Here is a 26,051-nt window from a genome sequence, read left to right on the forward strand (position 1 = left end):
AACTATAAAACGTAACTAAGTATTACTTCGTTCACTTTAGTCGCAAAATACCATAAATATTATAAATTTATCCGCTTTTGAATAAATAATTTGTGCTTTTTACTTGCCAAAATCTATAAATTGGTTAATGTTCACAGGTAAGACCAGTTACATTGGGGCGAGCAATGTTAGAACAAAAACTACAACTTAAAAATTCTGAGCTACGTAACCGCTTGGTAATGGGATCAATGCACACGGGATTAGAAGAAGGTTGGCATAATCGCAAAAGACTAAGAGCGTTTTATGAGGAAAGGGCAAAAGGGGGCGTCGGTTTAATCATAACCGGTGGTTACAGCCCAAATATTCGAGGAAAGTTGACACCTATTGCTTCTTCCTTTAATTCCCGTTATGACGTGATTAAGCACAAAGCGTATACTGAAGCAGTCCACCAGCATCAAGGGAAAATTTGCCTACAGCTGTTACATGCTGGTCGATACGCTTACCACCCGTTTAATGTCGGTCCGAGTCAACTAAAAGCGCCGATCAACCCGTACACTCCAAAATCTATGTCCATTGGCATGATTAAAAGCACTGTAAAAGATTTTGCAAAGTCAGCTTATATGGCTGAAAAAGCAGGTTACGATGGTGTGGAGATCATGGGGTCCGAAGGATACTTAATTAATGAATTCATGGCGCCGCATACCAATCATCGTAATGATGAATATGGTGGCACGCTTGAGAATCGAATGCGCTTGGCGATTGAGATAGTAAAAGCAGTAAGAGCACGTGTATCTGCTCAGTTTATTATTGTATTTCGATTATCAGTGATGGATTTAGTGCCAAATGGGTCAACCAGTGAAGAAGTCACAGTGCAGGCACAGGCGCTTGAGGCTGCTGGTGTGGATATACTCAATACGGGTATCGGTTGGCATGAAGCGCGAGTACCAACCATAGCCAGTATGGTTCCACCGGGCGCGTTTAGAGAGGCTTCTAAACGACTGAAAGATGTCGTCGATATTCCAGTGGTCGCAGTGAATCGAATTAATACCCCCGAACTTGCCAACAATATCTTGGATAAGGGCGAAGCTGATTTAATATCCATGGCAAGGCCATTGTTAGCGGATCCGGACTTTTTTAATAAATATGCCGAGAATAAATCTGAGCAAATAAATATTTGTATAGGTTGCAACCAAGGCTGTCTTGATCACGTTTTTAAAGGTAAACGCGCAACGTGTTTAGTAAACCCACAAGCTGGGTTTGAGCTGGATTATCCGTTAGATAAAACCCAAAACGCTAAAGATGTGTTAGTCGTGGGTGCTGGCCCCGCAGGGTTATCAGTTAGCTGTTATTTGGCCAAAAAAGGTCATAACGTCACACTCATCGACAAAAATGAACATGCTGGTGGCCAATTCAATCTGGCAATGCGGATCCCAGGAAAAGAAGACTTTAAGTTAGCGCTAAAATATTTTTTGAACGAAGTTGAGCGGTTGGGCGTCAAGATGGAATTAGGACAAGCTTATCGCGACGATATGGCGGCCAACTTTGATGATGTTGTTTTTGCAACTGGCGTGAGCCCACGTATGTCAAAAATTGAATGTAGTGATGGTAAACGTGTATTGGCATACGATGAAGTGATCCGCAAAGAGGTCCAGCTTGGCGAAAAAATTGCTATCTTAGGTGCTGGTGGGATCGGTTTTGATATGGTCGCTTTTTTAACTGAGCCAGAAAACCAGTCTATCGACGACTTTAAGGGTCAATGGGGCATTGAGCAAGCCATTGTGCCATCGTCAGAGCAGCGAAAAATATATATGCTCAAGCGAAGTGCAGGGCGGTTTGGTTCTGGTCTAGGTAAAACAACTGGGTGGATCCATAGAGCGGTTGCGAAGCATCACCAAGTAGAGCAAATTGCTGGCTGCGAATATGTGTCATTTTCCAATGCAGGGCTGGTTGTTAAAATTGACGGTAAAGAGCAAACGCTTGACGTTGATACGGTTATTGCATGCATAGGTCAAACGTCTAATGAAAGTCATTTTGACCGAGAGAGCTTACCACATAATCATCACGTCATTGGCGGCGCGTTGCTGGCCAGTGCAATAGATGCTAAGCGTGCTATTTATGAAGCGCTGCAAGTTGCTAGAAAGATATAAAATACAAGAGACTGAATAAATCGGCGCCAGGGCGCCGATTTTTTTATGCTGCAATAAAACTTCACGTGGTTCGGTCTACACTGTATGAATACTATTAAAGGTGTAAATCGTTCTATGATTAATAAAATCCAATCCATTTATCAAACTAGCATTGAAAAAGTCGACATTATGAGTGGCCTAGCACCACTTTTAATAAGGCTAATTGTTGCGCCTGTTATGATCATTGCAGGCTACAACAAGCTGAATTTAAGCAAAGCTGACGCTGGGTTTTTCGAAAGTTTACTGGCAGATGAAAACGTAGTTGCGTGGTTTGGTAACTCCGACTGGGGACTGGGCTTACCATTTCCTGATTTTCTCGCGTTTTTAGCTGGATGGACCGAGTTCTTAGGTGGCTGGCTTATTTTACTCGGACTGTTGACGCGTTTAATATCTATTCCTTTAATGGTGACTATGTTCATTGCAGCGACGCAAGTCCATTGGCACAATGGCTGGTTTTCTGTCGCACCAGCAAACCCTGATACCAGCGCCGCTCAGGTATTTGCGTGGTTAGGCAGTGAGAGCGCTCAACAAAGCTTAGAAAATAGTCTTGAGGTATCTGAGCGCCTTGAACGCATTAAGTCGATTGTATCTACTCATGGATTTCCTGAGTATCTCTATGAAAAAGGTAACATAGTGATTTTAAACAACGGAATAGAGTTTGCGGCAATCTATTTTGCAATGTTCTTAAGTTTATTTTTTACCGGAGGGGGACGCTTCTTTAGCGTTGATTACTGGATAGCGAAAAGGCTTTCGGCAAAGACCTAAAAAATATCAGGGAAAGTGCTAAACTTTCCCTAACACTTCACGTTACAATAATAAGTGTTTGTTTATTATTAAGGAATTTATATGGATGCCATTGAGCTTTTGCTGACACGTCAATCTGACAGCAATTTATCCTTTCCGGGTCCGAACGAATCTCAACTAGAAATTATTAAAAAAGCAGCGTTAAAAGTGCCTGATCATGGCGGCCTTGCACCATGGAAATTTATCGTTGTTAATGAAGACGCCCGTGACAAGTTGGGGGAAATCTATTACAACGCAGCGGTTGAAGAGCAGCAAAATGAACGCACCGTATCACGTGCTAAAGAGTTACCTCATCGTGCTCCTATGTTAATTATTGCAATCTCTCCTTATCAGGAGCACCCGAAAGTTCCCCGTGTTGAACAAATTGAAAGTGCGGCATGTGCGTGTTTTGCAATGCAACAAGCTGCGTTTGCACAGCATCTATCAGGTGTTTGGAGAACGGGTTATTTTGCACAGAGCCCAGCCGTTAAACGTGAACTTGGTTTAAATGAAAAAGACGAAATAGTCGGCTACTTATATTTAGGTACTCCAACGGTTCAGTGTACTAAACCGGTTCGCCACGAACCAAGCACATTTTTTACAGAATTATAATCTACTTACGAGGCAACTTATGGCACTACATGTTGTTGAGCACCCATTATTACAGCACAAAATTGGCTTATTGAGAGAGCATGGCATCTCAACTAAAAAGTTTCGCGAGTTGGTGTCAGAAGTTGGCAATTTGCTAACTTATGAAGCGACTCGAGACTTACCAACAGAGACTACAACGATAAAAAGTTGGACGGGTGATGAATTAGATGTGCAAGAGATCAAAGGCAAGAAAATCACGTTAGTGCCTATTCTAAGAGCTGGCCTTGGTATGTTGGATGGTGTAATGCAGTTATTGCCAGCTGCGAAAATCAGCGTTGTTGGATTGCAAAGAAATGAAGAAACACTTGAGCCGGTATCTTATTTCGAAAAATTAGTAGGTAATTTGGAATCGAGACGTGCTTTGGTCGTTGATCCCATGTTAGCAACAGGTGGTTCATTAATTGCGACAATTGATTTGCTCAAAAAGTCTGGTTGTAAAAACATTACCGCGATTGTTTTAGTAGCAGCACCGGAAGGTGTTGCAGCTGTTGAAAAAGCGCACCCAGACGTAGACGTGTATACAGCGGCCCTTGATAGTCACCTTAATGAAAATGGCTACATAGTGCCAGGTTTAGGTGATGCAGGTGATAAAATATTTGGCACTCAGGCATAATACGCTTTGGCTGACAAACCAATGTTTGTCAGCCTTGATAGCTTAAACCTTTTGTCAAACCGGCTTTGCTTTAACTGCTCTTTTGTTAAAAACCCACCAACAGCTCCAGAAAAACCCGGTTAGTCCAAGTGCAGTGTAAATAGCTGGCTTTGGGTTTTCCACGGTACTGATTGACCCTGCATAAGCTGCAATTAAAGCATACGGCAAGGTGCTGATCAGCCAGTACGAAATAAAATGTTTAAATGACATTTTTGTCATGCCAGCCATGCATGCTGAGATTTCAGGTAAGATGGGTGTTGCTCTGGAAAGTAAGATCACCACCGGCCCGCGTTTTTGAAATAGTGCAATTGCATCAGCTCGCTCAGCAGGATTCGTTACGAGTTTATCAAATAGCTTATTACCGTATTTGTAACTGATAGCATAGCCAGCAGTGCCTGCGAGTAACATGCCTATAATGGCACTGATGCCACCGACGAATGCACCAAGGAAATAGCCAGCTAATAAAATGAGGGTAAGCGTCGGCACAGCAATAAACAAATCTAAAAACAGCAAACCAATCACTGTAAATGCCACCAGATATGCATTGAGCTGACTAGCTGCATTTAGCCAAGCTTTAATCTCATCAATACTGAGCAATCCACTCACTTTAAGCGCAAAGAAAGTCGAGGCAAAGAAACAAAACAATATCAACATGATTTTTAAAAGGGGCTTCATAACAATGACTCCATCAAGTGAATTATGGGTAGCTTATTGAGATTGAAATAGGACTTTGTATGTCTGCAAGAGAGAGTTTTGCATCGTGAAATTTTGGCGGGCCGCGCCAGCTAATTCTGGCTCCATTTGAAAACCCAAGACCTTCCGATGGGATAATCCCAGTCCAGTTTTTAGAAGTTTTTTGCGAGTTATCTTCATCATGTAACACCTTGATAGCGAGCTCTTTTTTGGTGGTGGTAAACTCGACAAGTAATGATGCTTCGGTAGGGCTATAAAACTGCGTTTGCAGCGCTTTGTCATGTTTGACTGGAAATCCCTCTTGTTCAAATAACATCACCATGATTTGTCCGGGGCGATTGGTATCAATATTAGTTATTTTTATCTGTACGTTGTTTGCAGCTGCGCTTTTAGTTGCCATTAAAATCATTCCTAAAGTGCTTAATTTAATTAACTTATGTCTCATGATTAAGATCCTTTTAAAAGGCGCTTGGTAAGTGCTGGGATGAGCGCATTTAACACACGTAGAAACTTTATTTTGCCGATATCATGCTGAACTACTTGACGCTTTAAGCCATCAATAATGGCTTGAGCAGCTTGCTCTGCGGATATTTTATTATCTCCTCTTCCTTGGGTCATCGGAGTGTCCACAAGAGGGATAAAAGCCTGCAATACTTTGATATTTGTTTGCTCTAATTGGTAGCTCAAGCTCTGTGAAAACAGATTAATGGCTGCTTTTGACGCGCAGTAAACGGATGCACTTTTTTTGGCAACAAATGACAATCCAGAGTTAATGTTTAAGATCACAGCAGGAGTGTTGCTTGCGTTTAGCGCAGGAATTAGCAAATATGAAAGTGAACATACAGCCGTGAAGTTTACATTGATCTCTCTTACAATTTGCTCATATTCGAAATTAGGATCAGTAAACAGGGGCTCGTTTTGGATAGCCGCATTGTTAATTAAAACGTCTATTTTTGGAAACTGGGCCTGTATTCGCTGTGACAGCGACATGTAGCTGCACGGATCAGAGAGATCTGCCGCGAAACAAACTACATTTTTATATCCTCTTGTTAATTGTTCAAGCCGATCACTTTTTCGTGCAATGACGACGATTTTATTTTTTGTGTGTAATTGTTCTACAATTTGGCGGCCTATACCTGATGTGCCACCTGTAATGACTATCACTTTATTGACTAAGTTCACGTATGTATCTCCAGTAGTGGATCTGGTTGATACTTTAAAAGCCCATATGTAAGGTGTGCATTAACCTATGTTAAAACTGACAATAAATTTTGGTGTATATGGCAATTTTGTAGAAGTCAATAGGGTACTATTACGATGTAAAACGAGATCCCTTATGCCGAACATTTCGTACTAGTAAGTAAAAAGGAGTTGAAATGGATTTACAAAAATTTATAGAAGTAAATGGCACCTTGGTTCAAATTAAAAAAGGAGAGCTGGTCTTTGCTCAAGGTGAACTGTGCGACTATGTATACTTAGTAAAAACAGGTTTATTAAAAGCGTTCTACTTGACAGAGAATGGCAAAGAAACCATAAAGTCATTTATTCAATCAGGCACAATCATTGGCAGCTTGAATGCAGCACATTGCCAAATCCCAAGTACATTTAGTTTAGAAGCGCTCGAGGGGTGTATACTTATCCAAGTTCCATTTAGAGCGTTACTGGCCTTGAGCAAAGAATCAATTTCTATTTCCCAAGAGCTTATCCAAATACTCTTGTCTTTATCATTGAAAAAAGAGCGCCGAGAGTTCGAGCTACTCACTTTATCTGCAACGCAGCGGTTTGAGAATTTATGTAGCGCCGAACCAGATCTTGTTAAAAAACTGACTCAGAATGATATTGCCAAGTACTTAGGAATAACACCTGTGGCGTTGAGTAGGATTAAGCATAAGTAGCAAACTTGCAGGAAGCTTTGTTTGAATATGAGTTGTTTTTACGACAGCAGTGGTATTTGCCACATATCGCTGTTACCTGACATTTTCCTTAATGAACATGTACGTAATAAGATGACATGTTGTTAAGTTATTGTTATGGTTTGTGATGTTAAATTGTGTGATAGAGAAGTTGCTGTTATGCGGTTTTTGTAGTGGATTAAGATGTTAGCCAAACTTACATACTAGAGGAGTTCTAGTTGAAAAAACGAAAAATCAATCCGAATTTACTATTAGTAATTGCTGTTTTTATTGCTGCTGTAACAGGGTACTTTATAAACCTAACCTATCTTCCAGACGCTGTTAAAGTGTCTATTCCAGTAGGGCTTATGCTGGTAACTTACTCGTTAGCGATTAATCTGCATAGTATTACTAATCAAGAGGTATTTAAGAGTATAAGTAAAATACTAAAAAGCTACTCTGACGCTAGAGAGGCTAGTGAAACATATGGTGATGAACTTTTTTCTACTTTGGTAAATAACAAAGTACGCGATATTAGCCAAGAATTTGATCATATAGTTAATGGTGAAATTAAATACGTCGTTGGTGAAAACCCCGAAACTTTAAGAAACTCAATATCAACATCTCGAAAAAGCGTAGATTCTGTTTTTTTTATTTCTACCAAAGAACATATCGAACTGTGGAACACGCCAAGAATGCGTTCATATCTGTCTTCAATTGGTAACAGTATAAATTTGTATGATATTAACTTTAGAAGGTTATTTATAGTTAAGGATAGTTTATTAAGTGATAGTGAATCTATTTCAAGGTTTTGTAAGGTTTTAGATATACAACTTGAAAATGGAATAACGCCCTGTTTTTTGAAATATTCAGATACGCACTCTGTCACAGATGAACGAGACAGAGTGTTGATTGATAATAAACGGATTCATCTACATGAGAAAAAAGATGAATACGGAAATTATTCTATTTGTAAGTTTATAGTCAACTTAGATCTCATTAAAAATGAAAGTTATAAAATAGAACGTTGGTTTATAGACTCATCCAATAAAGATGAGCTAAAACACTTAAAGTAATATAGCCAACAAAGCCTTAAAGTCGGATTCGAGACGGATTGACTCGGTTCTGCTTCGCTTCACATTTTAGCCAACTGTTGTTCAATGTCTAAAGTAACTAACAAATAGTGAGAAAGGAGCAACATGGCAGGAGCAACATGGGACAGGCACAAATTCACTAATTAAAAAGCTCACTTAAAAAGAGTGAACAAACAACAGTTGACTTTGTTCGCCCCTTACAAATATAGCTAACTATTTAAGCCGCTAGTTTGAGGCGTTATAGGGCAAAAAATTATAGTGCAAATTATGGAAAATACTATCCACTTTAAAGTTTCTAGCTGGAAGTTTGTAATTGCTATTCTAGGTCTGTGTATATTTGAATACATGTGTCTTTCAGTTTTAAGCACACCATTTAGTGAACTTGATAGCAGAACTGATAGGCTCCATACTATTTTTGCGTACTTGTTTTTTGCCCCTGTCTCAGTTTTTATTGGAGCTTTTATTCTGACACTATTGGCCTTTTTGCTCAAACCTGTTAAAGGACTAACGATTTCAGAGACAGGGATCACCGATACATCATCTCCATTTTCAATCGGGGAAATACCATTTGATAATATCTCTTCAATTAACAGTAGAACTAATATTACATATGGGAATAAATATGGAAAAGCTCGTATGAATGAGGTTTGTATTAATATTCGGCGAAGAAAAATAGATAATACATGGTGGGCTAACAAAGGCTTACTAGGGAGAATTGTTAAGCGTCTTCATACATACACCATCCCAACTAAAGTATTTTCAGCTTCTCACAATGAAATAGTAGACGCGATTGAGAAAAGTATAATAAACAAAAATATAAAGTTTACTTCCATGGATTTTAAACATGAAAGATAAAAACGAAATGAAGGTGAGGCCTGTTACTAGGCTGGTAAATCGGACGCAATACAGCAGACTGTGTCCGTGTCCGCGTTTAGCCCGATTTTTTAAGCTTTTTACAGCTGTATTATAATTAAAGGATGTTCAATGGAACAGCCAGATGTCAAAGTAGAAACGGATATAAGTGCCAAACCGAGTAAGGTTTGGAGCATTATTTCAAATTTTTCAAAATGGAATGTTTGGCATGCTAATAGTGTGCGAGTTGTCACATCTGAAGGTCTTCCTCAGAAGTTGTATACTCAAATGGCAGGCGTTTCAGTTTGGTTTAATTTAAGAAAAGTTAAAACTATTGATGAGCAGTATTTAGAGTGGACAGGTTCTTTTCCTTTTACTGAAGTGCTACTTAATGGCACTAGAAAATTTACATTAACGGAAGTTTCAGAAAATAGCTGTAAGTTAACCCAAGAAGAGACTTTTGGTGGTTTATTGAGCTTTCTTTTTAAATCAAAGCTCAGTACCAAATATCAGATCAGGTATCAGCTTCATAATGAAAAAATTAAAGCATTAGCCGAATTAAAAATATGACAAATGTATCAAAGGGAAACCAATAGGCTTGGTCCATACCTCACCAATTGTAGCCAAGCGTTTAGTTCCGCATTTGAAGGCGATAAAAACAGCGTAAGACAGACAAAAATGGTAATAACTTGGAATGAAAATAACTTGGGAAAGACATTAATTTAGTGTTTTTTGGCTCCAACAACCTCATCACGTTCCGCCAAACTTGGTAAGTGAAAGTTGACTAATATATAGTAAATTCGCTGTCGCAGTGTAAGCCCCCTTGCGGGGGCTATAATTGATTAATTGAGCTGAAACATTGCAGAGGTGGTTGAAAACAGTAGTTGTAGTTTGCCATCTTCACTCATTCTGGTCTTGAGTTTATGTTTGCTGGTCGACCCAATGAGTTCAGGGCTTGCCCAAAGCTTGTTGCCCTTTGAATCTGCATATATGATTTGTGATTTTGAATCACCATACCAAGAGTTATAACTCGTAACGTAGATGATATTCTGACTGGTTGTGCTGGTAGGTGAAATCGCTATTGCCGTAGTGTTCAATGGTGCGGCTTGTTCATGGACGAGCTCAAGAGTGCCATTATTTTCCTTAAAAATAGAGATTTGAAGATTATATGTGAAGTTATAAGAGCCGTGCCCTAAACAGATAATTTCTTTGTTTTCATCACTATCGTAGTTAAAGTACTCAACTTGAAGGCATTCTATGGGGTAAGAAGCAGTGCTAAAGAAGCTACCATTGTCGAGTTCAATAACTTGTAGACTAGAATCAGAGAGCACGACTGAAAGTCCGTTGCTGTAGTTTGCACTAAAATCATGAAGTTGCTGGTCAAGCGCATAGGTTGCGATCAAGTTTTGGTTGAATACATCAACGACAGTGAAATTGGTACCCACACTGTACAGGGCATCAGATACGTTATCACCATCTGCGTCTATCGTTTCAATTGCACTTAGAGTTGATTCGCTATCAACAGGTAGTTGATAAGAAATACTGCTTGTTTCGAAATCAAAAATACTTAAACCGGTATCATAGCTATCGGAGGTTGAGATAAGTACTTGATCTAGGCCATTGTCATTGAAGCTGGCTACTTGAGCCATTCTATTGTTCCAGTACTCAAAGCTATCGAGCTCTTTAGTTGAATAGTCACCTGAACTATCCATGCTTATTATGGAGCCTCGGTCGCTTAAGTTACCTGCTTGATATGCGGCATAAAAAATAGACTCATTTTTTTGATTCCATCCAGCTGGTACATAATTACTCAGATATGGTGATACAAGGTCAGTACGAGTTTCGATGCCGTTTGCATTTACATCTGCTACTGACAAAATATTATTGGCGCTCGAATTCGAATTACTACTCCACAATACCTCCAAACTGCCATCATTATCACTATCGCCTACATGAATTGACTTGGTGTTCGTTTCTTGGTTGAATATTGTCTGGGCACTGGAAAAGGTTCCTGTTTCATCAATATTATACACCTCGATGTTTCCCCACTGACAAGGGCCAATTAACAATTCATCGTGTTTGTCAGTGTCAATATTATGCGTGTTTATAGAGCATATGTCGGAAGACTTCAATTCACCTAACTGGGAGTTTGTGAGTGCAGAGTAAACTCGCACAAATTCCCAGTCAGAGCCAACAATCTCTTGCACACCATCACCATCAAGGTCACCTAGTTCTAACAGGGTTGAGCCAAATGATCCTGAGTGCAACCACTGGTTTTCCCAGTTTTTCGAATCATATACAACACCATTGTTGATGATGAGTTCAAGATTGTTGTCCGAATCAACATTGCCAAATTCGAGCATGTTCATTTTTGGCAGTGAAGCGTTAAATATAGGCGCATTTAAATCTGATTGGGAGTAGACAGATAGATGACTACTATCGTCATTATATTCTTCGCCGTGAATTACTGCGAACTCAGGTTGTCCATCGCCGTTTGTATCTGCAATTGCTGCCGATTTAGCTACGTCCTCAAATGAAAGCAGCGCTTTAGCTTCTGAATTTAAGTCCTCAATTACGCTAAGACCGTTTTTTGTCAGGACATAAATTTCTGGTTTGCCGTCATGGTTAGAGTCATATGCAATGACTTGTTGGATCGTACCTTGTGTTGGCATTTTATAGGGATACAGCCAAGTTTGTTCAAAATCTTCAGATTGATGAGACAATAACATGATACGGTCGAGGTTATCTGTTGTTAAAACTTCATTGTTGCCATCACCATCGAAGTCACCAATGGTAATATTATTACCCTGTATTGGCGTATGTGTGCCTGAGCGAGCAAGAGGCAAATTGCCACCGCCATTAACTGTAATTGAATACTCAGTTGTAGTGCTTTGGTTCTCAGTTGAACTCGGATCGGGAATTTCAAAATTGAAATAGTATGTTTGTGAAGAGAACATACTGTCGGTTGGCACTACCCAGGTTATGGTACCATTTTCGTCAATAGTAACTCCATTAGGCGCAGAAACTAACTTTGCAGGTTTTGCGGTTTCCGGTGTGTCTGGGTCTAATTCTAATGCGGTAAATGTTACAACATCGCCGGGGGTAGCAAATGCAGGCATTTCTACAGTACTGACTGATATAGGTGCATCTTCAATATATGCAAGTGCTTTGTTGCTTAAAGTTTGGTTAGCACCATCGGAAACTAGCATTGCAACGGTAACTGAGTCACCGGATTTTGCGATGCCAGCTGGCAGCGTATCAGAAGATTGATTTTCAATTACATCACCATTTATGTACCAACGGAAGCCAATCTCTAATTCATTTAGTTCTGTATCAGGATCTTCATAACTGCCACTTTGGACAGTAATTGGGGTTGTCGTGTCATAGCGGTCTTGCGTGAAATGGGGTGTATGAACAAGCGGAGGCAAGGACATATTGTCAATCGATGTGGTCTTTATTGCCAATGAAGGGTCTAAAAAAATTGAATAGAAGTCTCTAAAGTAAGTGCCTTCATCATGAGTTCCATCATTATCTCTATCCAAATAGTAGGTTGTTAACGGCTCCGAAAAAAGCAACTCTACTCGTTGTGAAGCACCTGTAAATTCAATGCTGCCTTCAGAGAAATATGGCGCTCTACCTATCAGTGGGCTAGTTTTAAACTGTACTTTACCTTCTTCACTATATGTAATTGACCCTTGAGTTGTTAAGTTGTCGACAAACCCGTTTTCTTCCGTTGATGTTGCAGAGAATGATGAAATGAACTGTTTTCCATCAGCCTGTTCGAAAAGCATGTTGTGTTCTAGGGTTAAAGTTTGGTTACTTGAATTGTTAACGTTGCTACTTTGTGTCGTAAAATAACCTGACAACGTTTGCTTTTTATCATCGCTTTCGCCAGTTAGTTTATTAAAGTAAAAAGATATATCGTAGCCAGTGTTTGCAAACGCGGTAACAACGGTTGTTATTGAACCTGACAACGTAGGTGTATTTTCGTAATTTTTACAATTGGTGTAATCGACAACGATATGGCCTTTACCCTGTTCATCTAGTTTACCGACGAAGCTGCTAGTTCCAGAGATATAACAGTTAGCGCTACCGCGTATAATTCCATTGGAATTGGTCTGGGTACTGATGTTGTCAAAGTTAGTACCAGCCAAAGAGTCGACAGTAGAATCAAACAAGTGCTTGAATGTTTGCTTGACCAAGGAGCCTGTTAATGCAGCATCTGCCTCGTTGCCGGTATATCTCGTGGAAATTAGCTTTTTGATCGTATTTTTTAATTCAGATTTACTCGCACCTTCTGGGTTGCGCAACAAATCACTTACTGTGTTTTCTACTTGTTGTGTTTGATTTGTATTTGAGCCAGCATTGCTGGAATCAGACCCCCCTCCACATCCTGATAGAATAGAGGTCATTAGAACTGTAAGTGCTGTTTTATTGAAATGTCGCATTCTAGCTATTATTTTCCTAAGCGATATAAAACTGGGTATTGTACATAAAATGGGACATTTTTGAACGGCAAAGTTTAGGCAAATAAGCATGATACCGGTCTAAAATAAGATTGAGGGGGCAGATAATAAAAATACGAGCAAAATAGGGCTAGTATAGCCTGAAGTTAATGCAAAAGGTGAAAAAGGTTGCAACAGGGTGCAATAGCGGAGCAATAGGGGACAGACACAAATTTATTGCTTGTAATTGTTCTACAATTTGGCGGCCTATACCCGATGTGCCGCCTACAATGACTATCACTTTATTGACAGCCCAAAAAATGCCTGTCCTTTACTTTTCTTTGTTCTCTTTTACCTACCAAATCGTGCCCATTTCATATTAACTGTGTCCCATTGCACAAGCTATATACGTTATGGGCGCACAGTAAACTCAATTAAAGATAAATTTTGTCCAATAAATGGTAAGGGCAGATTTTAGCAGTATGAAAATAGGAAAAGGCGTTGAATGAACAGCGTATAGTTGTGCGCTGTTAGCTTTATTGCCTGCAAATGCAGCAGTATCTTTGGAAGCTAACTACGTTAGCGATAACGGCATCTGTTACACGAATAATGAGCGATGGAGAAACGTCCACATCGTACATCTCATTGAAGGTTTTTACGATTTCCCGCCTTTGCATTAAGGCTGGGGATTTTGTCACCCATGCTGGTAAAACGGGTTTGTTGTTTCTTCACCAACGGAGGCTCAAAGGTGCTGAGGCGGTCCCTCGGAGCCTCTATATCAATAGCGCCATCTTCAGTAACAATGGTTTTATTGGCGTAGCCATTTCGGCTGTTTCGAGAAGTGGATTTACTATTTTTACGATAACCCAGATGCTCATCCCGCTCAGCATTGAGGGCTGACTCAGCGGTCACTTTAGTAAGCATCTAGCTGATTCTTTCTTGTTCATTATCTGCTTGTCTATACCAACACGGTATTAATAACAGACAGTTACACCGTTTTTATTGCAGTCTCAAGAGTTCGAGCTCCTCACTTTATTAGATGCGGCCGTGTATTCGCGAAAACAATCACGGGTTTATCATAGGCTCCCAACCAATCTTATTCAGACACAATATTTATCCAAAAAATAGGTTAAAGCTCACCACCAGATTCACTTTAGTGTTAAAGGGTCGGTGGGTCAGACGCTAAGCAAACTAAATTATTCCTCTTAACCGCGCTTTATCGATTAAAAAGCGGCAAAAACACGCCCATGAGGCGGCATTAAATTTCAAAAAAATACAACCTTATTGCCATTTCAACCTAGTGTTCTCAATAAATAAGTGCGTCTAAATGCTGGCTTAAAGTTTGCATCGCTTATCTTAAGACATAAGGAGATAAGTCATGATTTTAAACACTAACCCCCAAAACGTATCAAGTTACTCATCACAATATTCATCAGCCAAAACTCAAAACACGGCTTCTCCCTCAACACATGACACACAAGATACTCACTCGTCACAGATAAATCATGGTTGGGACACATTCACAAAAAAAGTAGAAGATGACCCTAAATTTGCAGAGGAAATGGCCGAAGCAATCACATTTATCCCCAATAAAATGATGGTCAACTTAAACGAAGCACCCCCTCTTACAGATCCGGCCGCATTTAAAAATTGGGCAGATCGCTCAGTTAAATTTGATAAAGTTGCAGCGCAGGTGACAGAGCAGCGAATCGAAATATTTAATAGGATGAAGGGAGAGGGCGCATCAGATGCAGAGATATTTAAAGAAATTATCTCCTTTAACAAGTCTCTTCCAATGGACTATCAAGCTAAATCAGGGATGTTAAGTGTTGACCAATATGCATGAAGGTATGGTATTGGGCCTTATCAATAGGCCCAAATATTTCATCAATCGTAATTAACGATTACTTGGCTTCTTTGTCCATATGCTGGCGGAGAAATAGCACTGCCATTACCACGCACGCCGTAGGCGAAAATGAACTTTTTGTTCGCGTCTAAACCAGCAAAGTTCGTTAATCTACCTGATTTGTTCGATGTAACATCCACGCACGCCGATGTTGAATTCCAACAAAGATACACAATCATCCCGGGTGGAACTTTTGAAAAGCCCCAAGAATAGTTCACAACATTGATCTTAGATCCGAAAGGCACAGATCCCACCACTGGTAAGTTTAATGTGTATAATAAGCCTGAGTTTCTGATTGTCGGTGCTGTACCACTGCTTGCCCAGGCACCACCACTTATTGTGATTGGACTTTCTACATTGCTGGGTGATATTTGCTCAGTTGAAACAGAGATTGTTGGGGCGAGAAGCTCTGCTTGTTGTACTTCAGCACTAGAGATGCCAGTCCATAAAACGGCTGCAGAAGCCAAACAAGTCGTTAAGTATTTAGCGGTTTTTTTAAACATTTTCCTTTTCCTATTTTCCGTAAATCTATTTAACTTTTATCAACTAAAAAACACAATGTCAATAACATTATTTACAATAAGGTAATCTTGATAATTGTAAATACATTACATATTAATCGGTTAAAAAATGAACTTGTAAAATTATAATCATAAAAAAGAATTTGTTGAGTACATGTTGAAATGTGACTGACCCATATCGATACAACTTGAGGAACAAATGGCGCATAAATAATAAGCGCCCTTAAACGCTTTAAACACAGCCCAAAGCCAAGTGTGAAATAAACGACTGAAGGTCTTAACATCAAAAAACAGAGATAATGCGCAAGATGTAAAATCACGCGCATAGATCATGCTAATTATTTTGATAAAGGACTCACTCAAGGCCCGCTATTATTTATGTTAAGTAACTATTACCGCAGTCCAAATGCGCTATTAAATATACATAGAACGGTTAATTGTAAGGTATCAGAAAAATTAAAACCCCCGAATTCAACATGCAAGTGCACCACATGTAAAAACAAGATAGAAATAGGCACTTCTCAGCTTCTATCGCATCATGGCAGCATCATGTAATACAACATCGTTAGAAGGAGGCATAGGGCATAGTGGGACAGACACAATTTCATAAGCTCTCGAGGCTTGTAAACTAATACAAGTCTTATTTTAAGTAATACTGGTTTGAGTAAAGAATCAACTTCCATTTCTCAAGAACTCATCCAGATACTCTTGTCTTTATCATTGAAAAAAGAGCGCAGAGAGCTCGATCTACTCACTTTATCCGCATCGATAGGTAAGAAAATTTACCTCTTACCTGAACCAGAGTTTGTCAAGTATTTAGGTATAACAGATGTGGCATGAGTATGAATAAAAACAGGTAGAACAGAGACATACTCATTTGACAGTGCGCCCGATTGACAGAGGATCAACTTAGAAAATATAAGACCGTAGTTTCTGGTGGGGGTTATTAATATTAGGTTTTTGCACTAGCTTTAAATTAGGTGGGACGTAAATACAAAACTTATAATACTCGTAACAACAAGGCTGCTTCTATAACAGCCTTGTTAATGTACTTGATCGTTAGTTATTTTCAATTCCCATATATTCCTTTGACTTTTCAAGCATTTTTTTCGTGCTCTCATCTAAAGCGTCGGCGTTAAACCCACCTTGACCTGTTAAGTTTTTCTCTGAAATGAGGAAACTAAAAATGCTACGCGGCTTGTCTTTGTTATTAGATGTTGTGTAAGTGGCTCTACCGTGACATCCCATACACCCACCCATGACAAAGTGGTTCGACAACTCCGGTACATTGGTGATATTAGGCAGTTCTCTTTGGTTTAATAGGCACTTAGATCCAATGGGTGCATTCGGGCAAGGTGCTTTATTGTTAGCTAAAGTATTATCTATAATCGCAGGCGCACGACCTTTAAATAACTGTAACCCAGATTGACTACTTTCAATGATATTATTAGCTAAGAAGTAATCCTGAGTAAGTGGCTTTTCAGGACTTGTTAACCCAGTATCTTCATTGGTAGGCAAAGGCTGTACGCCTTTCAAGCGATAATATTGCCAAACAGAGTCGCCAAATTTTCCTGACTCCTTCATGGCTTGGTGCACTTCCTTATTAACCTCGACTACCGCCTTAGTTATGGTAGGGGGTTGTTCAACTTTGATTGGCCCTCGATTATATTCACTTGGTAATGTAAATTTACCTGGTATAAAGTCATATCCATGATCAGCTTTTACTTCACCTTCTGTAGGTAAAGGAACTAGAATACGGTTCACACCATTGTTAATTACTGCGTGCGGTTTTGCTTGATCACCTTTCTTGTCACCATAATCAAGCTGATTGTAATTGGTTATAAAGTATAATCCCGAAGGACTACTACCATCCGCCTTTACTAAGTTGTCGACATGCTCAAATGTAGTGTAAATAAACGCCTCATAGTGCTTCATTTTTCTAATGATATGCAACCCGACCAAACCAAAGGTGCCACTCGTTGCGCTAGCTTGTTCACATTCATCACCGACCATGAGATGACACCGATAGTATAGCGCCTCAGCGGTATGGTAGCGGCCAGAGTCAATCATCGTTTGAGAAAGTTCTCTCCATGCAGCTTTTATTTCTATAGTTTCTTTGTTTGCGAAGTTTGGTAATTCATTTGGCGGCAAATTGAAGTCATTAGGGGCTTTTCCTTTCAAAGATTTTATATAGTCATATTCAACTTGATTCACTTTAGCTTGAAACAGCACTTCATGGTCATCGTAAGGGTTTTCCGCAGGTGTGCTGCCATTTGCAGGGAAAAAGATCTTATTCTGTCCTATCTGCGAGTTTTCATCTAAGTTATTAAATCTCGCTTGGTGTGTAGTAACCGTCGCATTTTTAAAAAAATATTGAGGTGCAAGTGTTTGAAAATCACCTTTTGGTGTGCTCTGCTTTGGGAATAACTCAGATCTATGCGCATAACTTTCCCATACCGTTACATGCTTGCTTAAATTACTTGTTGACGTTTTTCCAGAGCGGTAAAAGTTTGGCTTACCCGAAAAAATAAAACCTTGATTGTCCGAAACCGTCCCTCTAACCACTGGTGACACCCCGCTCCCAGATAACCCGTTTTGTTTGGCTGGAGCATTTAAGTAAATAAACTGCCGCCAAGCAAATCGTGCAAATTCTTTGTGTTCTATCGGGTTTTCAGGGTCATATTTAGGGGGAGCAATCGGGAGCTGGACCGGTATTTGTGTTAAATCAGTTGCGGTGATTGGCATACCGCCAGGAAAATCAGCTTTTGCATAAGCTTGCTGACTAATTAAAATCGTTGTGATAACAATGGCAGTGAATATATACACTGTCATTATTTTTTGCTGTGGTGATAACATATGCCAAAGTCCTTTACGCCCTCTATGAGCTTTAACAATTATTTTCCTAACAATGCAAATTATCCTTCAAATTCGAACCATTGCAGTACAAAGCTTGTGTCGTTATAGTCTGTCCCACCGCCATCTTCTGTGACATATAAAGTACCGCCGCCAAAGGTTTTACCGTTGATAAAAAATAGGTTTGGATTTGCTACAGCGACAAGTGAAACGTGTGAGCCGGAGTTTGCGAATTGGATTTGAAGCCCTTTTCTCATTGTAAATTTACCAGTACCATTTTCGAAAAAGCCTACTGTCTGTCCTTGCCCGTGTATTGGAAATTCACAGTTACTTCCTGATAACGTTTGAAAAGTAATAGGCTTGCCATTTTCGTCTGTTATTTGAATATATTGCTCATAGGCTGCTTGGTGCATAGCAGTAAAAGTCACCAACTTTCCAGTAGGTATAAAATCCAATGATTGTGGTGCACTCCAATTTTTATTGCTCATGATTGAATCCTTTTATTAGTGTTACTTTACAAAGTTGCGTAGTTTAATTAACGCGTTCTATTTGCGTCGTCGAAAGCGTATTTGAATAAAGTACATGATGTAAATTTGTGTTAATGCGCTAGTTATTCATTAACAAGTGGTAGGTTAGTTAAATCAAAAAAAAAGTATATTACAGGTTATTACAAAGAAACTTGTCAGTTCTATCGTACGTTAACTACGTCTGCCCTGTTTATTTGTGTGGCTAAAGACAATGTTATAGGAAAGTATTCTAAGAAGTACCGAACTATTGAGACAGCTCATCAGAATTATCAGGTTTAGAGCTAAATCCGCAGAATTTGGTGGGGCGACTGCTGTTAAAATTCCCAAAATTAAAATAAAGATCACCGTCGACAGACACAAATTATTGCTTAAACCTTGCATTTCATTTCTGGTTAAATATCCAGTACTTAAATGGATTTGAATAGAAATGACAAGAGCACTGAAAGCACTGATAAATTTGTCTTCGACGTCTTATGATTGAAATTATGGTGAAATTATGGGACAGACACAAATTCATTGCTTAAACTAGGTTTCTTTACTACTGTTTAAATATCCAGTTAAAAATTGAGCTTAAGGGAATGACAAGAGCAAGGAAGGGATTAATAGATTTGTCGTCAACGTCTTACTATCACTTAATAGCACGGTGTGTACGTCGTGCTTTTTTGTGTGGGGAAGATAAGTACACAGGCAAAAATTTTGACCATAGACGAATGTGGTTGGTAGAGCGTATAAAGTTGCTCAGTAGTGTATTTTCGATAGAAATAGCAGCTTACGCCATCATGAGCAATCACTATCATTTGGTTGTTAAAGTGAATAGGCAGCAAGCACTAAGTTGGTCAGGTGATGAAGTGATATCGAGGTGGTACAAGTTATACAAAGGCAGCCCAATTGTTGATAGGAGCTTACTCGGTGACACTCTGAGTGAGGTGGAGGAACTGCTTAAATCTGAGCTGATTGAAAAATGGCGCGCAAGGCTGTATGACATCAGTTGGTTTATGAAAAACCTCAATGAATACATTGCAAGGGAAGCAAACAAGGAAGACAACTGCACGGGTAAATACTGGGAAGGACGATATAAATCACAAGCTTTGTTAGATGAAACAGCACTGCTTAGTTGCATGGCGTATGTGGATTTAAACCCAATTCGAGCGAATATGGCAAACAAGCTAGAGGATAGCGACTTTACATCAATTCAAGAGCGAATAAAGCAATTCCAAAGCAGTAAAGCAAACGTCAAAAAGCCAGATCAAAATGAAACAGAGCCTCACATCAAACAACCCACATCACTAAAACCGTTTGGTGGTAGAGAGCAAGAGCACACATTACCATTTTCGTTATTAGGTTACCTCAAGCTAGTTGATTGGACGGGCCGTTATATTCACTCTAAAGAGAAAGGTTACATGTCAAAAGATGTGCCCCATGTACTCGCATCAATGAAAATTGAAGTGACGACTTGGTTGGATAGGGTACAAAACTATGGAACGCGTTATGGGAATTTTGCAGGCTCACAAAACGTATTAAGAGTTCATGCTGCTAAAAACGATGTAAATTGGTATAAGGGGGCCGGTTAATAATTTAGCTAAATCCCTTTCTTCGGCTCTGAACTTTCATTTGTTTATTGAGATGAAAATATTCCTACTTGAAATTTATTCCTAAAAACAAATGTAACTCGACAGTTTTTCCTAGTTATTGGGACGTTTATAAGAAATTACATGGCGTCAATACTACTAACCATGACTGTACAGTTTATCAGCCTGCAAAATGTGCCTGTCCAATTTTTTCTTTTCACATCAAACAACCCACATCACTAAAACCGTTTGGTGGTAGAGAGCAAGAGCACACATTACCATTTTCGTTATTAGGTTACCTCAAGCTAGTTGATTGGACGGGCCGTTATATTCACTCTAAAGAGAAAGGTTACATGTCAAAAGATGTGCCCCATGTACTCGCATCAATGAAAATTGAAGTGACGACTTGGTTGGATAGGGTACAAAACTATGGAACGCGTTATGGGAATTTTGCAGGCTCTGAAACAGTATTAAGAGTTCATGCTGCTAAAAACGATGTAAATTGGTATAAGGGGGTCGGTTAATAATTTAGCTAAACCCCTCTCTTCGGCTCTGAACTTTCATTTGTTTATTGAGATGAAAATATTCCTACTTGAAATTTATTCCTAAAAACAAATGTAACTCGACAGTTTTTCCTAGTTATTGGGACGTTTATAAGAAATACATGGCGTCAATGCTACTAACCATGACTGTACAGTTTATCAGCCTACAAAATGTGCCTGTCCCATTTTTCCCCTTCCATTTTTTCTTTATTTATTTCTTTATTTCCTCAATCGGTTCACCCAAATTTTATCCACGGTATTACTTAAACCCAACATATCAAATGAGATAAAGCTTCAAAAAGTGCATTTTTTAATCATTCTTACTCAATGAATTCAATAAAAAATAAAATTTTTATAAAAATAATTATTTAATACTGCTCAACAGTCTTTCGAGGCTAAAATATTAAAAAATGCATAAATTTAAGCTCAAGTTGAGAATAATTAATAGTTGACAGTGTTGTAATAATTATATTTAGAGCAATGAATCGGACCATTTATAGTTTTATTCAATTTTTTAATGAACAAATCACATGCTTAAGTGAGATAGAGAAGAAAATTGTCGTTTTTATTCTACAAAAGTATAACAAATCAGCTTCTTGTGTATTTGTGGGTATTTAGTCTTCTGTTTTGAATAAAAATTCAGGTCTGTTTTTGCCGCTATCGATGACTTTTTTGTTTTTTCAATTAATGAGTTACAAACCTAGGATCGCCTCGTTGTTTTGATGTTATTTTTCGTATTTTTTCTTGCTAAGATGCCCCCGTTTTTTACTTACAGAATTAGGAAGGACTTAGGATGAAGTTAAAACATACATTCATATCTTTATGCGCTGTTGCAAGTTTGGTTGCTTGTAATAGTATCTCTTCAGACTCAAAACCACTTTCTGCAGGAAGTCTTTCAACTGAGCGAGCTGAAACTGAAACAACAGTGGTATTTATTCATGGTGCACATTTGCGGGGCTCTGCTTGGCAACCTGTTGCAACGGAATTGAAAAATGCTCAAATCATTCCACATATCATAGACTTGCCTGGACGTGATAATAAGGTGGCACCAAAAATCATCACCTTAAACCACGCAGCCAATTCATTGTGTAAGCGCACAAAAGACTTACCACAGCCACAAGTTTGGGTTATGCATAGTCAAGGCGGAGCGGTGGCTCACGAAGCACTTGCCTCATGCAATAGAGCTCATGTGAGTCATTTAATCTATGTCAGTGCGGTTGCGCCATTCGAAGGTGCTAAACCTTTTGCACTACTAAATAAAGAAGATGAAAAAAACTACTTTAAAGGTGTGACGTACGAAGACGGCTGGATGAAAATCACCAACCAATCGGAATATGTTGCTTCATTTACCAATACCAAATCAAAATCGATGCAAGCAAAGATTTGGTCACAATCAGTCGATGAACCTGCGGTGACAGGCGAAGGTAAAGTGCATTTAAATAAATCCAAGTTAGATGCTATTCCAAAAGTGTATGTTTTTGCAAAAGAAGACAAGATTATTTCGTATGCAACACAGCAAAAAATTGCTCAGTCTATCGGCGCGACACAAACCTATAGCATTGAGTCGGGCCACTTGCCTATGATCACACAACCACTAGCTTTGGCTGACGCAATAAAATCTGCTTTAAGGCACTAAATTTTCAATAAAAATTTAATCTATCGTTAAAAGGACTTTTTAATGAAGAACAATACTCTTGCCCATAGTGGCAAGCCGATGACGCTTTTAAACAGTGTCAGGGCACTTGGCGCCAAAAGTTTAAAGGGCGCACCATCTGTAACAATTATAGGGGCTGGCATTGCTGGTTTAACTAGCGCATACGAATTAGTTAGGCTTGGCGCAAAAGTAACCATTCTAGAAGCAGATCCTGGTCATATTGGAGGCCGTGTAAGAACTTTACGCGAGTCAGATGCATTGTATGCCGAGTTGGGTGCTATGCGCATTCCAACGCATCATCAAGTAACTCGTCAATACATAGCAGAAATGGGCTTAAAATTACGTCCGTTTGTTCAAGATAATGTGCGTACTCACGCAATGATCCGAGGTAAAAAAGTAGCGCGTAGTCCAGAGGGCTTTGAACTTTTAAAAAGTGCTTTTGAGCTGACCGCTAAAGAACGGAGCATGAGCGCAGATAATATGTGGGACCTTGCTGTCACCGAGGTGTTGAATTCATTGTCTGAAAAAGAAAAACAGGCACTTTATGAAAAACAATTAACCACTAAAAAACTCAAAGAGCTTGATGCAATGTCGCTTAAAGATGCGTTCAAGCAGGCAGGGTTGAGCTCAGAAGCACTCGAATATGTATCTTCTATTTATGGTGTTTCAACTTTACTGCATACCGCTTTCTCTGAACATTTAAGAGAGCAACTTGAGCGCGTTTGGTTTGAAGGCTTTGACGAAGTAGTGGGTGGCACCGACTTATTGGCAAAACATCTACACCAACGTATTGCTGGTCAAGTGAACTTTTTGGTTGGAGCTAAAGCCGTAGAAGTTAGAAACCAAGCAGACAAGGTGTCTATATGTTATCAATCGAGAGATAGAAGCAAACACACTATAGAGTCTGATTACGCAATTTGTACCCTCCCATTTGGTGTGTTGGGTAAAATCGACTTTCACAACAGCATAAACCCTAAAAAAGCACGCGCATTTGCACAGGTACACTATGATTCTGCAACTAAGGTATTGATCAGAACCAAAAACCGCTTTTGGGAGATTAAAGAAAAGATCTATGGTGGCAGTACCATATATGATGCTGGTCTTGGCCATACTTGGTACCCAGCAGACAATGCTGTAGCAAAGGATCATGCCATTTCGAACTCTGCGAGTTATCTATTAGCCTCCTATACTTGGGGCCAACACGCACGACGTGTTGATACCCTTAACAACTTTGAACTTAAAGAGCTACTTTATACGGAACTTAAGAAAGTGCATCCCTATATTGAACGGGATGACATTTTAAGTGTATTGCGCTGGAGCTGGAGCAATCATACCCATTCAGCAGGTGCTTACGCGTTTTTCAATCCTAGAGATCATCAAGACTACTACGCGTTAATGAGCGAGCCCGAGCATCGCCTATGTTTTGCAGGAGAGCACTGCTCTGTATACCATTCTTGGATCCAAGGTGCACTGGTTTCAGCCCTTGAAGCCGTTCAATACATTCACAAACAAGCTTAAGAATTTTAAATTTGACTTTTGTAATAAGGAAATATGATGTCTTATACAGTCGCTGAGTTTATTACACTCAGACTTAAACAGTTGGGTTGCCACCATGTTTTTGGTGTACCAGGTACTTCTTGTTCTGATTTTATCGACAGTTTGGTCGCCGATCCGGATATGCACTTTATTAATACTGTCAACGAGCTGGAAGCTGGTTATGCTGCAGATGGATATGGTCGGCAAGGTGCACTTGGCGCCGTGTCTGTAGCTTATGGCGTTGGTACATTGAGCATGGCAAATGGCATTGCAAGCGCATTAACTGAGCGCGTACCATTGGCGGTTATTAATGGTGGTCCAACTGATAAAGATCTCAGCCTTGAGGCCGAGTACGATGTTTTATTCTCTCATTCAACAGGGTTTGGTAAAACCGATTTACATGTATTTAAAGAGTTGACTCTGGCAGCTGAGGAAATTCGCGATTTAGACGGCGCTGCTGACCGTATCGATCAATTGCTCATTACCGCATTAGAACAATCTGGCCCTGTCTATATCGAGATCCCTCAGGATTTATGGAAAAAACCAATCGGACACTTTTCTGCAAATTTAAATTACACAGCAAGACGCCATAGGGCAGGTAGACGCCAGTTTGTTCGCGCCATTAAAAACACACTGACTCATGCCAACAAGCCCGTCGTATTGCTTGGTGCTGAGCTCGTCCGCTTTGGATTAATTGATGAGGCGATGCAGTTTGTTGAGTCGCAAGGACTGCCATTTTATACAACGCTACTTTCGAAATCTTTAGTGAGTGAGTCACATCCGTTATTTTGCGGCGTATACGACAGTGATTTGGCACCTTCCACCATAACACAAGGCGTCGAGTCATCAGATTGTGTAATTGCACTCGGTTGTTTGTTTGGGATTGATCATCGCTTCATGGTAGTTTCCCTCAAAGACAAATTGATCCGTGTTGCATTTAATAAAGCGATGGTGGGCAGCAACGTCCTACGTAAACTCTCTTTAGGCACAGCATTGGAAGCCATCAATGCTCTCCCAAGACTTAATACGCAGCAAAATGCTATACCCAGTGTCGCCGGCTTGAACTATCAACAACGCCGTGAACAATGGCAATCAAAATTCGAAAATGATCCGTACTCAGGCACTTTGGGCCATGATGGTATTTTTGCAGCCATCGGAGATTTTTTAAATACCACTCAATCTCCTTACTACATCAGTTTAGATACCTGTTTGGCGAGCTTTCCTGGAGCGGATATTCCCGTTATGGACACTCAATGCTTCTTAGCAAACCCAATTTGGCTTTCCATCGGGCAAGGCACACCAGCAGCTATTGGCAGTTATTTTGCTACGGGTAAACGACCGCTCATTGTCACAGGTGACGGTGGGTTCCAGATGGTCTCTCAGGCATTTTCGTCGTTTGTACAAAACAATATTCCGGCAATAATCGTTATTGTCGACAATGGTTCATATGCGATTGAGCAATTTTTGATTGACGGCTCATTCTTTACAGAGCCGGGCAAAGCTCCGCTGGATTACGTAATGCTCAACGGTTGGAAGTACGAAAATATGCCACATGTTTACAACGGCGGTATAGGGTTAAGAGTAAATACCTATGAAGACTTGTTAGGTGCTTTACAACACGCGCATGCGCGACCTGATCAACCTTGTGTAATTGCGGCACAGATCCCGATGAAAGACCTCCCCGCAGAAAACCGTGCCTTTTTGGGTATTTAACCAA

The 26,051-nt window shown here is 39.7% G+C and carries 23 protein-coding genes; 15 read left to right on the forward strand and 8 right to left on the reverse strand.

Features of this window, described 5'->3' with window-relative positions:
* The first annotated feature begins 164 nt into the window (after positions 1-164).
* The 4 genes from N483_RS07850 (at position 165) to upp (ending at position 4,212) form a co-directional block, all read left to right on the forward strand.
* Positions 165-2,126, forward strand: a complete 1,962-nt coding sequence (locus N483_RS07850; protein WP_023398825.1) for an NADPH-dependent 2,4-dienoyl-CoA reductase — start codon at positions 165-167, stop codon at positions 2,124-2,126.
* Positions 2,127-2,240: 114 nt separating this feature from the next.
* Positions 2,241-2,930, forward strand: coding sequence for a DoxX family protein (locus N483_RS07855; protein ID WP_036975782.1), 690 nt, complete (start codon positions 2,241-2,243; stop codon positions 2,928-2,930).
* Between the two features lie 81 nt (positions 2,931-3,011).
* Entirely contained in the window at positions 3,012-3,560 is a 549-nt protein-coding gene (locus N483_RS07860) for an NAD(P)H nitroreductase (protein WP_023398823.1), read from the forward strand.
* A 19-nt stretch (positions 3,561-3,579) separates the two neighbouring features.
* Complete coding sequence (gene upp / locus N483_RS07865) at positions 3,580-4,212, forward strand: uracil phosphoribosyltransferase (protein ID WP_023398822.1); 633 nt, start codon at positions 3,580-3,582, stop codon at positions 4,210-4,212.
* 54 nt (positions 4,213-4,266) lie between these two features.
* Here the strand turns inward: upp and N483_RS07870 are convergent, their stop codons facing one another.
* The 3 genes from N483_RS07870 to N483_RS07880 are packed head-to-tail and all read right to left on the reverse strand — an operon-like array spanning position 4,267 to position 6,126.
* Positions 4,267-4,926, reverse strand: a complete 660-nt coding sequence (locus tag N483_RS07870) for a TVP38/TMEM64 family protein (protein ID WP_023398821.1) — start codon at positions 4,924-4,926, stop codon at positions 4,267-4,269.
* Positions 4,927-4,948: 22 nt separating this feature from the next.
* Positions 4,949-5,389: a DUF2141 domain-containing protein gene (locus tag N483_RS07875; protein WP_023398820.1), complete on the reverse strand. Its 441-nt coding sequence runs from the start codon at positions 5,387-5,389 to the stop codon at positions 4,949-4,951.
* A 2-nt stretch (positions 5,390-5,391) separates the two neighbouring features.
* Complete coding sequence (locus N483_RS07880) at positions 5,392-6,126, reverse strand: SDR family oxidoreductase (protein ID WP_023398819.1); 735 nt, start codon at positions 6,124-6,126, stop codon at positions 5,392-5,394.
* Between the two features lie 194 nt (positions 6,127-6,320).
* Here N483_RS07880 and N483_RS07885 point away from each other — a divergent pair, with 194 nt between their 5' ends.
* The 4 genes from N483_RS07885 to N483_RS07900 all read left to right on the forward strand — a co-directional run bounded on the left by N483_RS07885 (position 6,321) and on the right by N483_RS07900 (position 9,352).
* The gene (locus N483_RS07885; protein ID WP_023398818.1) at positions 6,321-6,839 is read left to right on the forward strand and encodes a Crp/Fnr family transcriptional regulator; all 519 of its coding nucleotides are present in this window, start codon (positions 6,321-6,323) and stop codon (positions 6,837-6,839) included.
* 236 nt (positions 6,840-7,075) lie between these two features.
* Positions 7,076-7,912 (forward strand): hypothetical protein, encoded by an 837-nt coding sequence (locus N483_RS07890; RefSeq protein ID WP_023398817.1) that lies wholly within the window; start codon positions 7,076-7,078, stop codon positions 7,910-7,912.
* A gap of 285 nt (positions 7,913-8,197) precedes the next feature.
* On the forward strand, positions 8,198-8,785 hold the full coding sequence (locus N483_RS07895) for an STM3941 family protein (protein WP_023398816.1): 588 nt from the start codon (positions 8,198-8,200) through the stop codon (positions 8,783-8,785).
* Positions 8,786-8,914: 129 nt separating this feature from the next.
* The gene (locus N483_RS07900) at positions 8,915-9,352 is read left to right on the forward strand and encodes an SRPBCC domain-containing protein (protein ID WP_023398815.1); all 438 of its coding nucleotides are present in this window, start codon (positions 8,915-8,917) and stop codon (positions 9,350-9,352) included.
* Positions 9,353-9,624: 272 nt separating this feature from the next.
* Here N483_RS07900 and N483_RS07905 read toward each other — a convergent pair whose 3' ends face one another.
* Together N483_RS07905 and N483_RS07910 are read right to left on the reverse strand one after the other, a co-directional pair.
* The gene (locus tag N483_RS07905) at positions 9,625-13,230 is read right to left on the reverse strand and encodes an FG-GAP repeat domain-containing protein (protein WP_023398814.1); all 3,606 of its coding nucleotides are present in this window, start codon (positions 13,228-13,230) and stop codon (positions 9,625-9,627) included.
* Between the two features lie 639 nt (positions 13,231-13,869).
* Complete coding sequence (locus N483_RS07910; protein WP_023398813.1) at positions 13,870-14,151, reverse strand: transposase; 282 nt, start codon at positions 14,149-14,151, stop codon at positions 13,870-13,872.
* A gap of 454 nt (positions 14,152-14,605) precedes the next feature.
* Here N483_RS07910 and N483_RS07915 point away from each other — a divergent pair, with 454 nt between their 5' ends.
* The gene (locus tag N483_RS07915) at positions 14,606-15,073 is read left to right on the forward strand and encodes a hypothetical protein (protein WP_023398812.1); all 468 of its coding nucleotides are present in this window, start codon (positions 14,606-14,608) and stop codon (positions 15,071-15,073) included.
* A 41-nt stretch (positions 15,074-15,114) separates the two neighbouring features.
* Here N483_RS07915 and N483_RS07920 read toward each other — a convergent pair whose 3' ends face one another.
* Positions 15,115-15,636 (reverse strand): flagellar protein FlhE, encoded by a 522-nt coding sequence (locus N483_RS07920; RefSeq protein ID WP_023398811.1) that lies wholly within the window; start codon positions 15,634-15,636, stop codon positions 15,115-15,117.
* Between the two features lie 678 nt (positions 15,637-16,314).
* On the opposite strand from N483_RS07920, the gene N483_RS26890 reads away from it, so the two are divergent.
* Entirely contained in the window at positions 16,315-16,494 is a 180-nt protein-coding gene (locus tag N483_RS26890) for a hypothetical protein (protein ID WP_155250747.1), read from the forward strand.
* Positions 16,495-16,713: 219 nt separating this feature from the next.
* Here the strand turns inward: N483_RS26890 and N483_RS07925 are convergent, their stop codons facing one another.
* Together N483_RS07925 and N483_RS07930 are read right to left on the reverse strand one after the other, a co-directional pair.
* Complete coding sequence (locus N483_RS07925) at positions 16,714-18,486, reverse strand: hypothetical protein (RefSeq protein ID WP_155250746.1); 1,773 nt, start codon at positions 18,484-18,486, stop codon at positions 16,714-16,716.
* A gap of 83 nt (positions 18,487-18,569) precedes the next feature.
* On the reverse strand, positions 18,570-18,995 hold the full coding sequence (locus N483_RS07930) for a hypothetical protein (protein WP_023398808.1): 426 nt from the start codon (positions 18,993-18,995) through the stop codon (positions 18,570-18,572).
* Positions 18,996-19,612: 617 nt separating this feature from the next.
* On the opposite strand from N483_RS07930, the gene N483_RS07935 reads away from it, so the two are divergent.
* The 5 genes from N483_RS07935 (at position 19,613) to N483_RS07955 (ending at position 26,047) form a co-directional block, all read left to right on the forward strand.
* A complete protein-coding gene (locus N483_RS07935) occupies positions 19,613-20,605 on the forward strand; it encodes a transposase (RefSeq protein ID WP_023398807.1) in 993 nt (330 codons plus the stop codon).
* Between the two features lie 68 nt (positions 20,606-20,673).
* Positions 20,674-21,126, forward strand: a complete 453-nt coding sequence (locus N483_RS07940) for a hypothetical protein (protein ID WP_063383329.1) — start codon at positions 20,674-20,676, stop codon at positions 21,124-21,126.
* A gap of 811 nt (positions 21,127-21,937) precedes the next feature.
* Complete coding sequence (locus N483_RS07945) at positions 21,938-22,780, forward strand: alpha/beta hydrolase (RefSeq protein WP_023398806.1); 843 nt, start codon at positions 21,938-21,940, stop codon at positions 22,778-22,780.
* 42 nt (positions 22,781-22,822) lie between these two features.
* Entirely contained in the window at positions 22,823-24,316 is a 1,494-nt protein-coding gene (locus tag N483_RS07950; RefSeq protein WP_023398805.1) for a flavin monoamine oxidase family protein, read from the forward strand.
* A gap of 36 nt (positions 24,317-24,352) precedes the next feature.
* Positions 24,353-26,047, forward strand: coding sequence for a thiamine pyrophosphate-binding protein (locus tag N483_RS07955; protein WP_063383330.1), 1,695 nt, complete (start codon positions 24,353-24,355; stop codon positions 26,045-26,047).
* The last annotated feature ends 4 nt before the right edge of the window (positions 26,048-26,051 follow it).

Source organism: Pseudoalteromonas luteoviolacea NCIMB 1944 (assembly GCF_001625565.1).
GTDB classification, from domain to species: domain Bacteria; phylum Pseudomonadota; class Gammaproteobacteria; order Enterobacterales; family Alteromonadaceae; genus Pseudoalteromonas; species Pseudoalteromonas luteoviolacea_F.

Excerpts from the sequence above, each read along its gene's own strand:
- N483_RS07850 (WP_023398825.1), top strand. The coding sequence starts at position 165 with ATGTTAGAACAAAAACTACAACTTAAAAATTCTGAGCTACGTAACCGC.
- N483_RS07855 (WP_036975782.1), top strand. The coding sequence starts at position 2,241 with ATGATTAATAAAATCCAATCCATTTATCAAACTAGCATTGAAAAAGTC.
- N483_RS07860 (WP_023398823.1), top strand. The coding sequence starts at position 3,012 with ATGGATGCCATTGAGCTTTTGCTGACACGTCAATCTGACAGCAATTTA.
- upp (WP_023398822.1), top strand. The coding sequence starts at position 3,580 with ATGGCACTACATGTTGTTGAGCACCCATTATTACAGCACAAAATTGGC.
- N483_RS07870 (WP_023398821.1), bottom strand. The coding sequence starts at position 4,926 with ATGAAGCCCCTTTTAAAAATCATGTTGATATTGTTTTGTTTCTTTGCC.
- N483_RS07875 (WP_023398820.1), bottom strand. The coding sequence starts at position 5,389 with ATGAGACATAAGTTAATTAAATTAAGCACTTTAGGAATGATTTTAATG.
- N483_RS07885 (WP_023398818.1), top strand. The coding sequence starts at position 6,321 with ATGGATTTACAAAAATTTATAGAAGTAAATGGCACCTTGGTTCAAATT.
- N483_RS07895 (WP_023398816.1), top strand. The coding sequence starts at position 8,198 with ATGGAAAATACTATCCACTTTAAAGTTTCTAGCTGGAAGTTTGTAATT.
- N483_RS07900 (WP_023398815.1), top strand. The coding sequence starts at position 8,915 with ATGGAACAGCCAGATGTCAAAGTAGAAACGGATATAAGTGCCAAACCG.
- N483_RS07905 (WP_023398814.1), bottom strand. The coding sequence starts at position 13,230 with ATGCGACATTTCAATAAAACAGCACTTACAGTTCTAATGACCTCTATT.
- N483_RS07910 (WP_023398813.1), bottom strand. The coding sequence starts at position 14,151 with ATGCTTACTAAAGTGACCGCTGAGTCAGCCCTCAATGCTGAGCGGGAT.
- N483_RS07915 (WP_023398812.1), top strand. The coding sequence starts at position 14,606 with ATGATTTTAAACACTAACCCCCAAAACGTATCAAGTTACTCATCACAA.
- N483_RS07920 (WP_023398811.1), bottom strand. The coding sequence starts at position 15,636 with ATGTTTAAAAAAACCGCTAAATACTTAACGACTTGTTTGGCTTCTGCA.
- N483_RS07925 (WP_155250746.1), bottom strand. The coding sequence starts at position 18,486 with ATGACAGTGTATATATTCACTGCCATTGTTATCACAACGATTTTAATT.
- N483_RS07930 (WP_023398808.1), bottom strand. The coding sequence starts at position 18,995 with ATGAGCAATAAAAATTGGAGTGCACCACAATCATTGGATTTTATACCT.
- N483_RS07935 (WP_023398807.1), top strand. The coding sequence starts at position 19,613 with ATGACAAGAGCAAGGAAGGGATTAATAGATTTGTCGTCAACGTCTTAC.
- N483_RS07945 (WP_023398806.1), top strand. The coding sequence starts at position 21,938 with ATGAAGTTAAAACATACATTCATATCTTTATGCGCTGTTGCAAGTTTG.
- N483_RS07950 (WP_023398805.1), top strand. The coding sequence starts at position 22,823 with ATGAAGAACAATACTCTTGCCCATAGTGGCAAGCCGATGACGCTTTTA.
- N483_RS07955 (WP_063383330.1), top strand. The coding sequence starts at position 24,353 with ATGTCTTATACAGTCGCTGAGTTTATTACACTCAGACTTAAACAGTTG.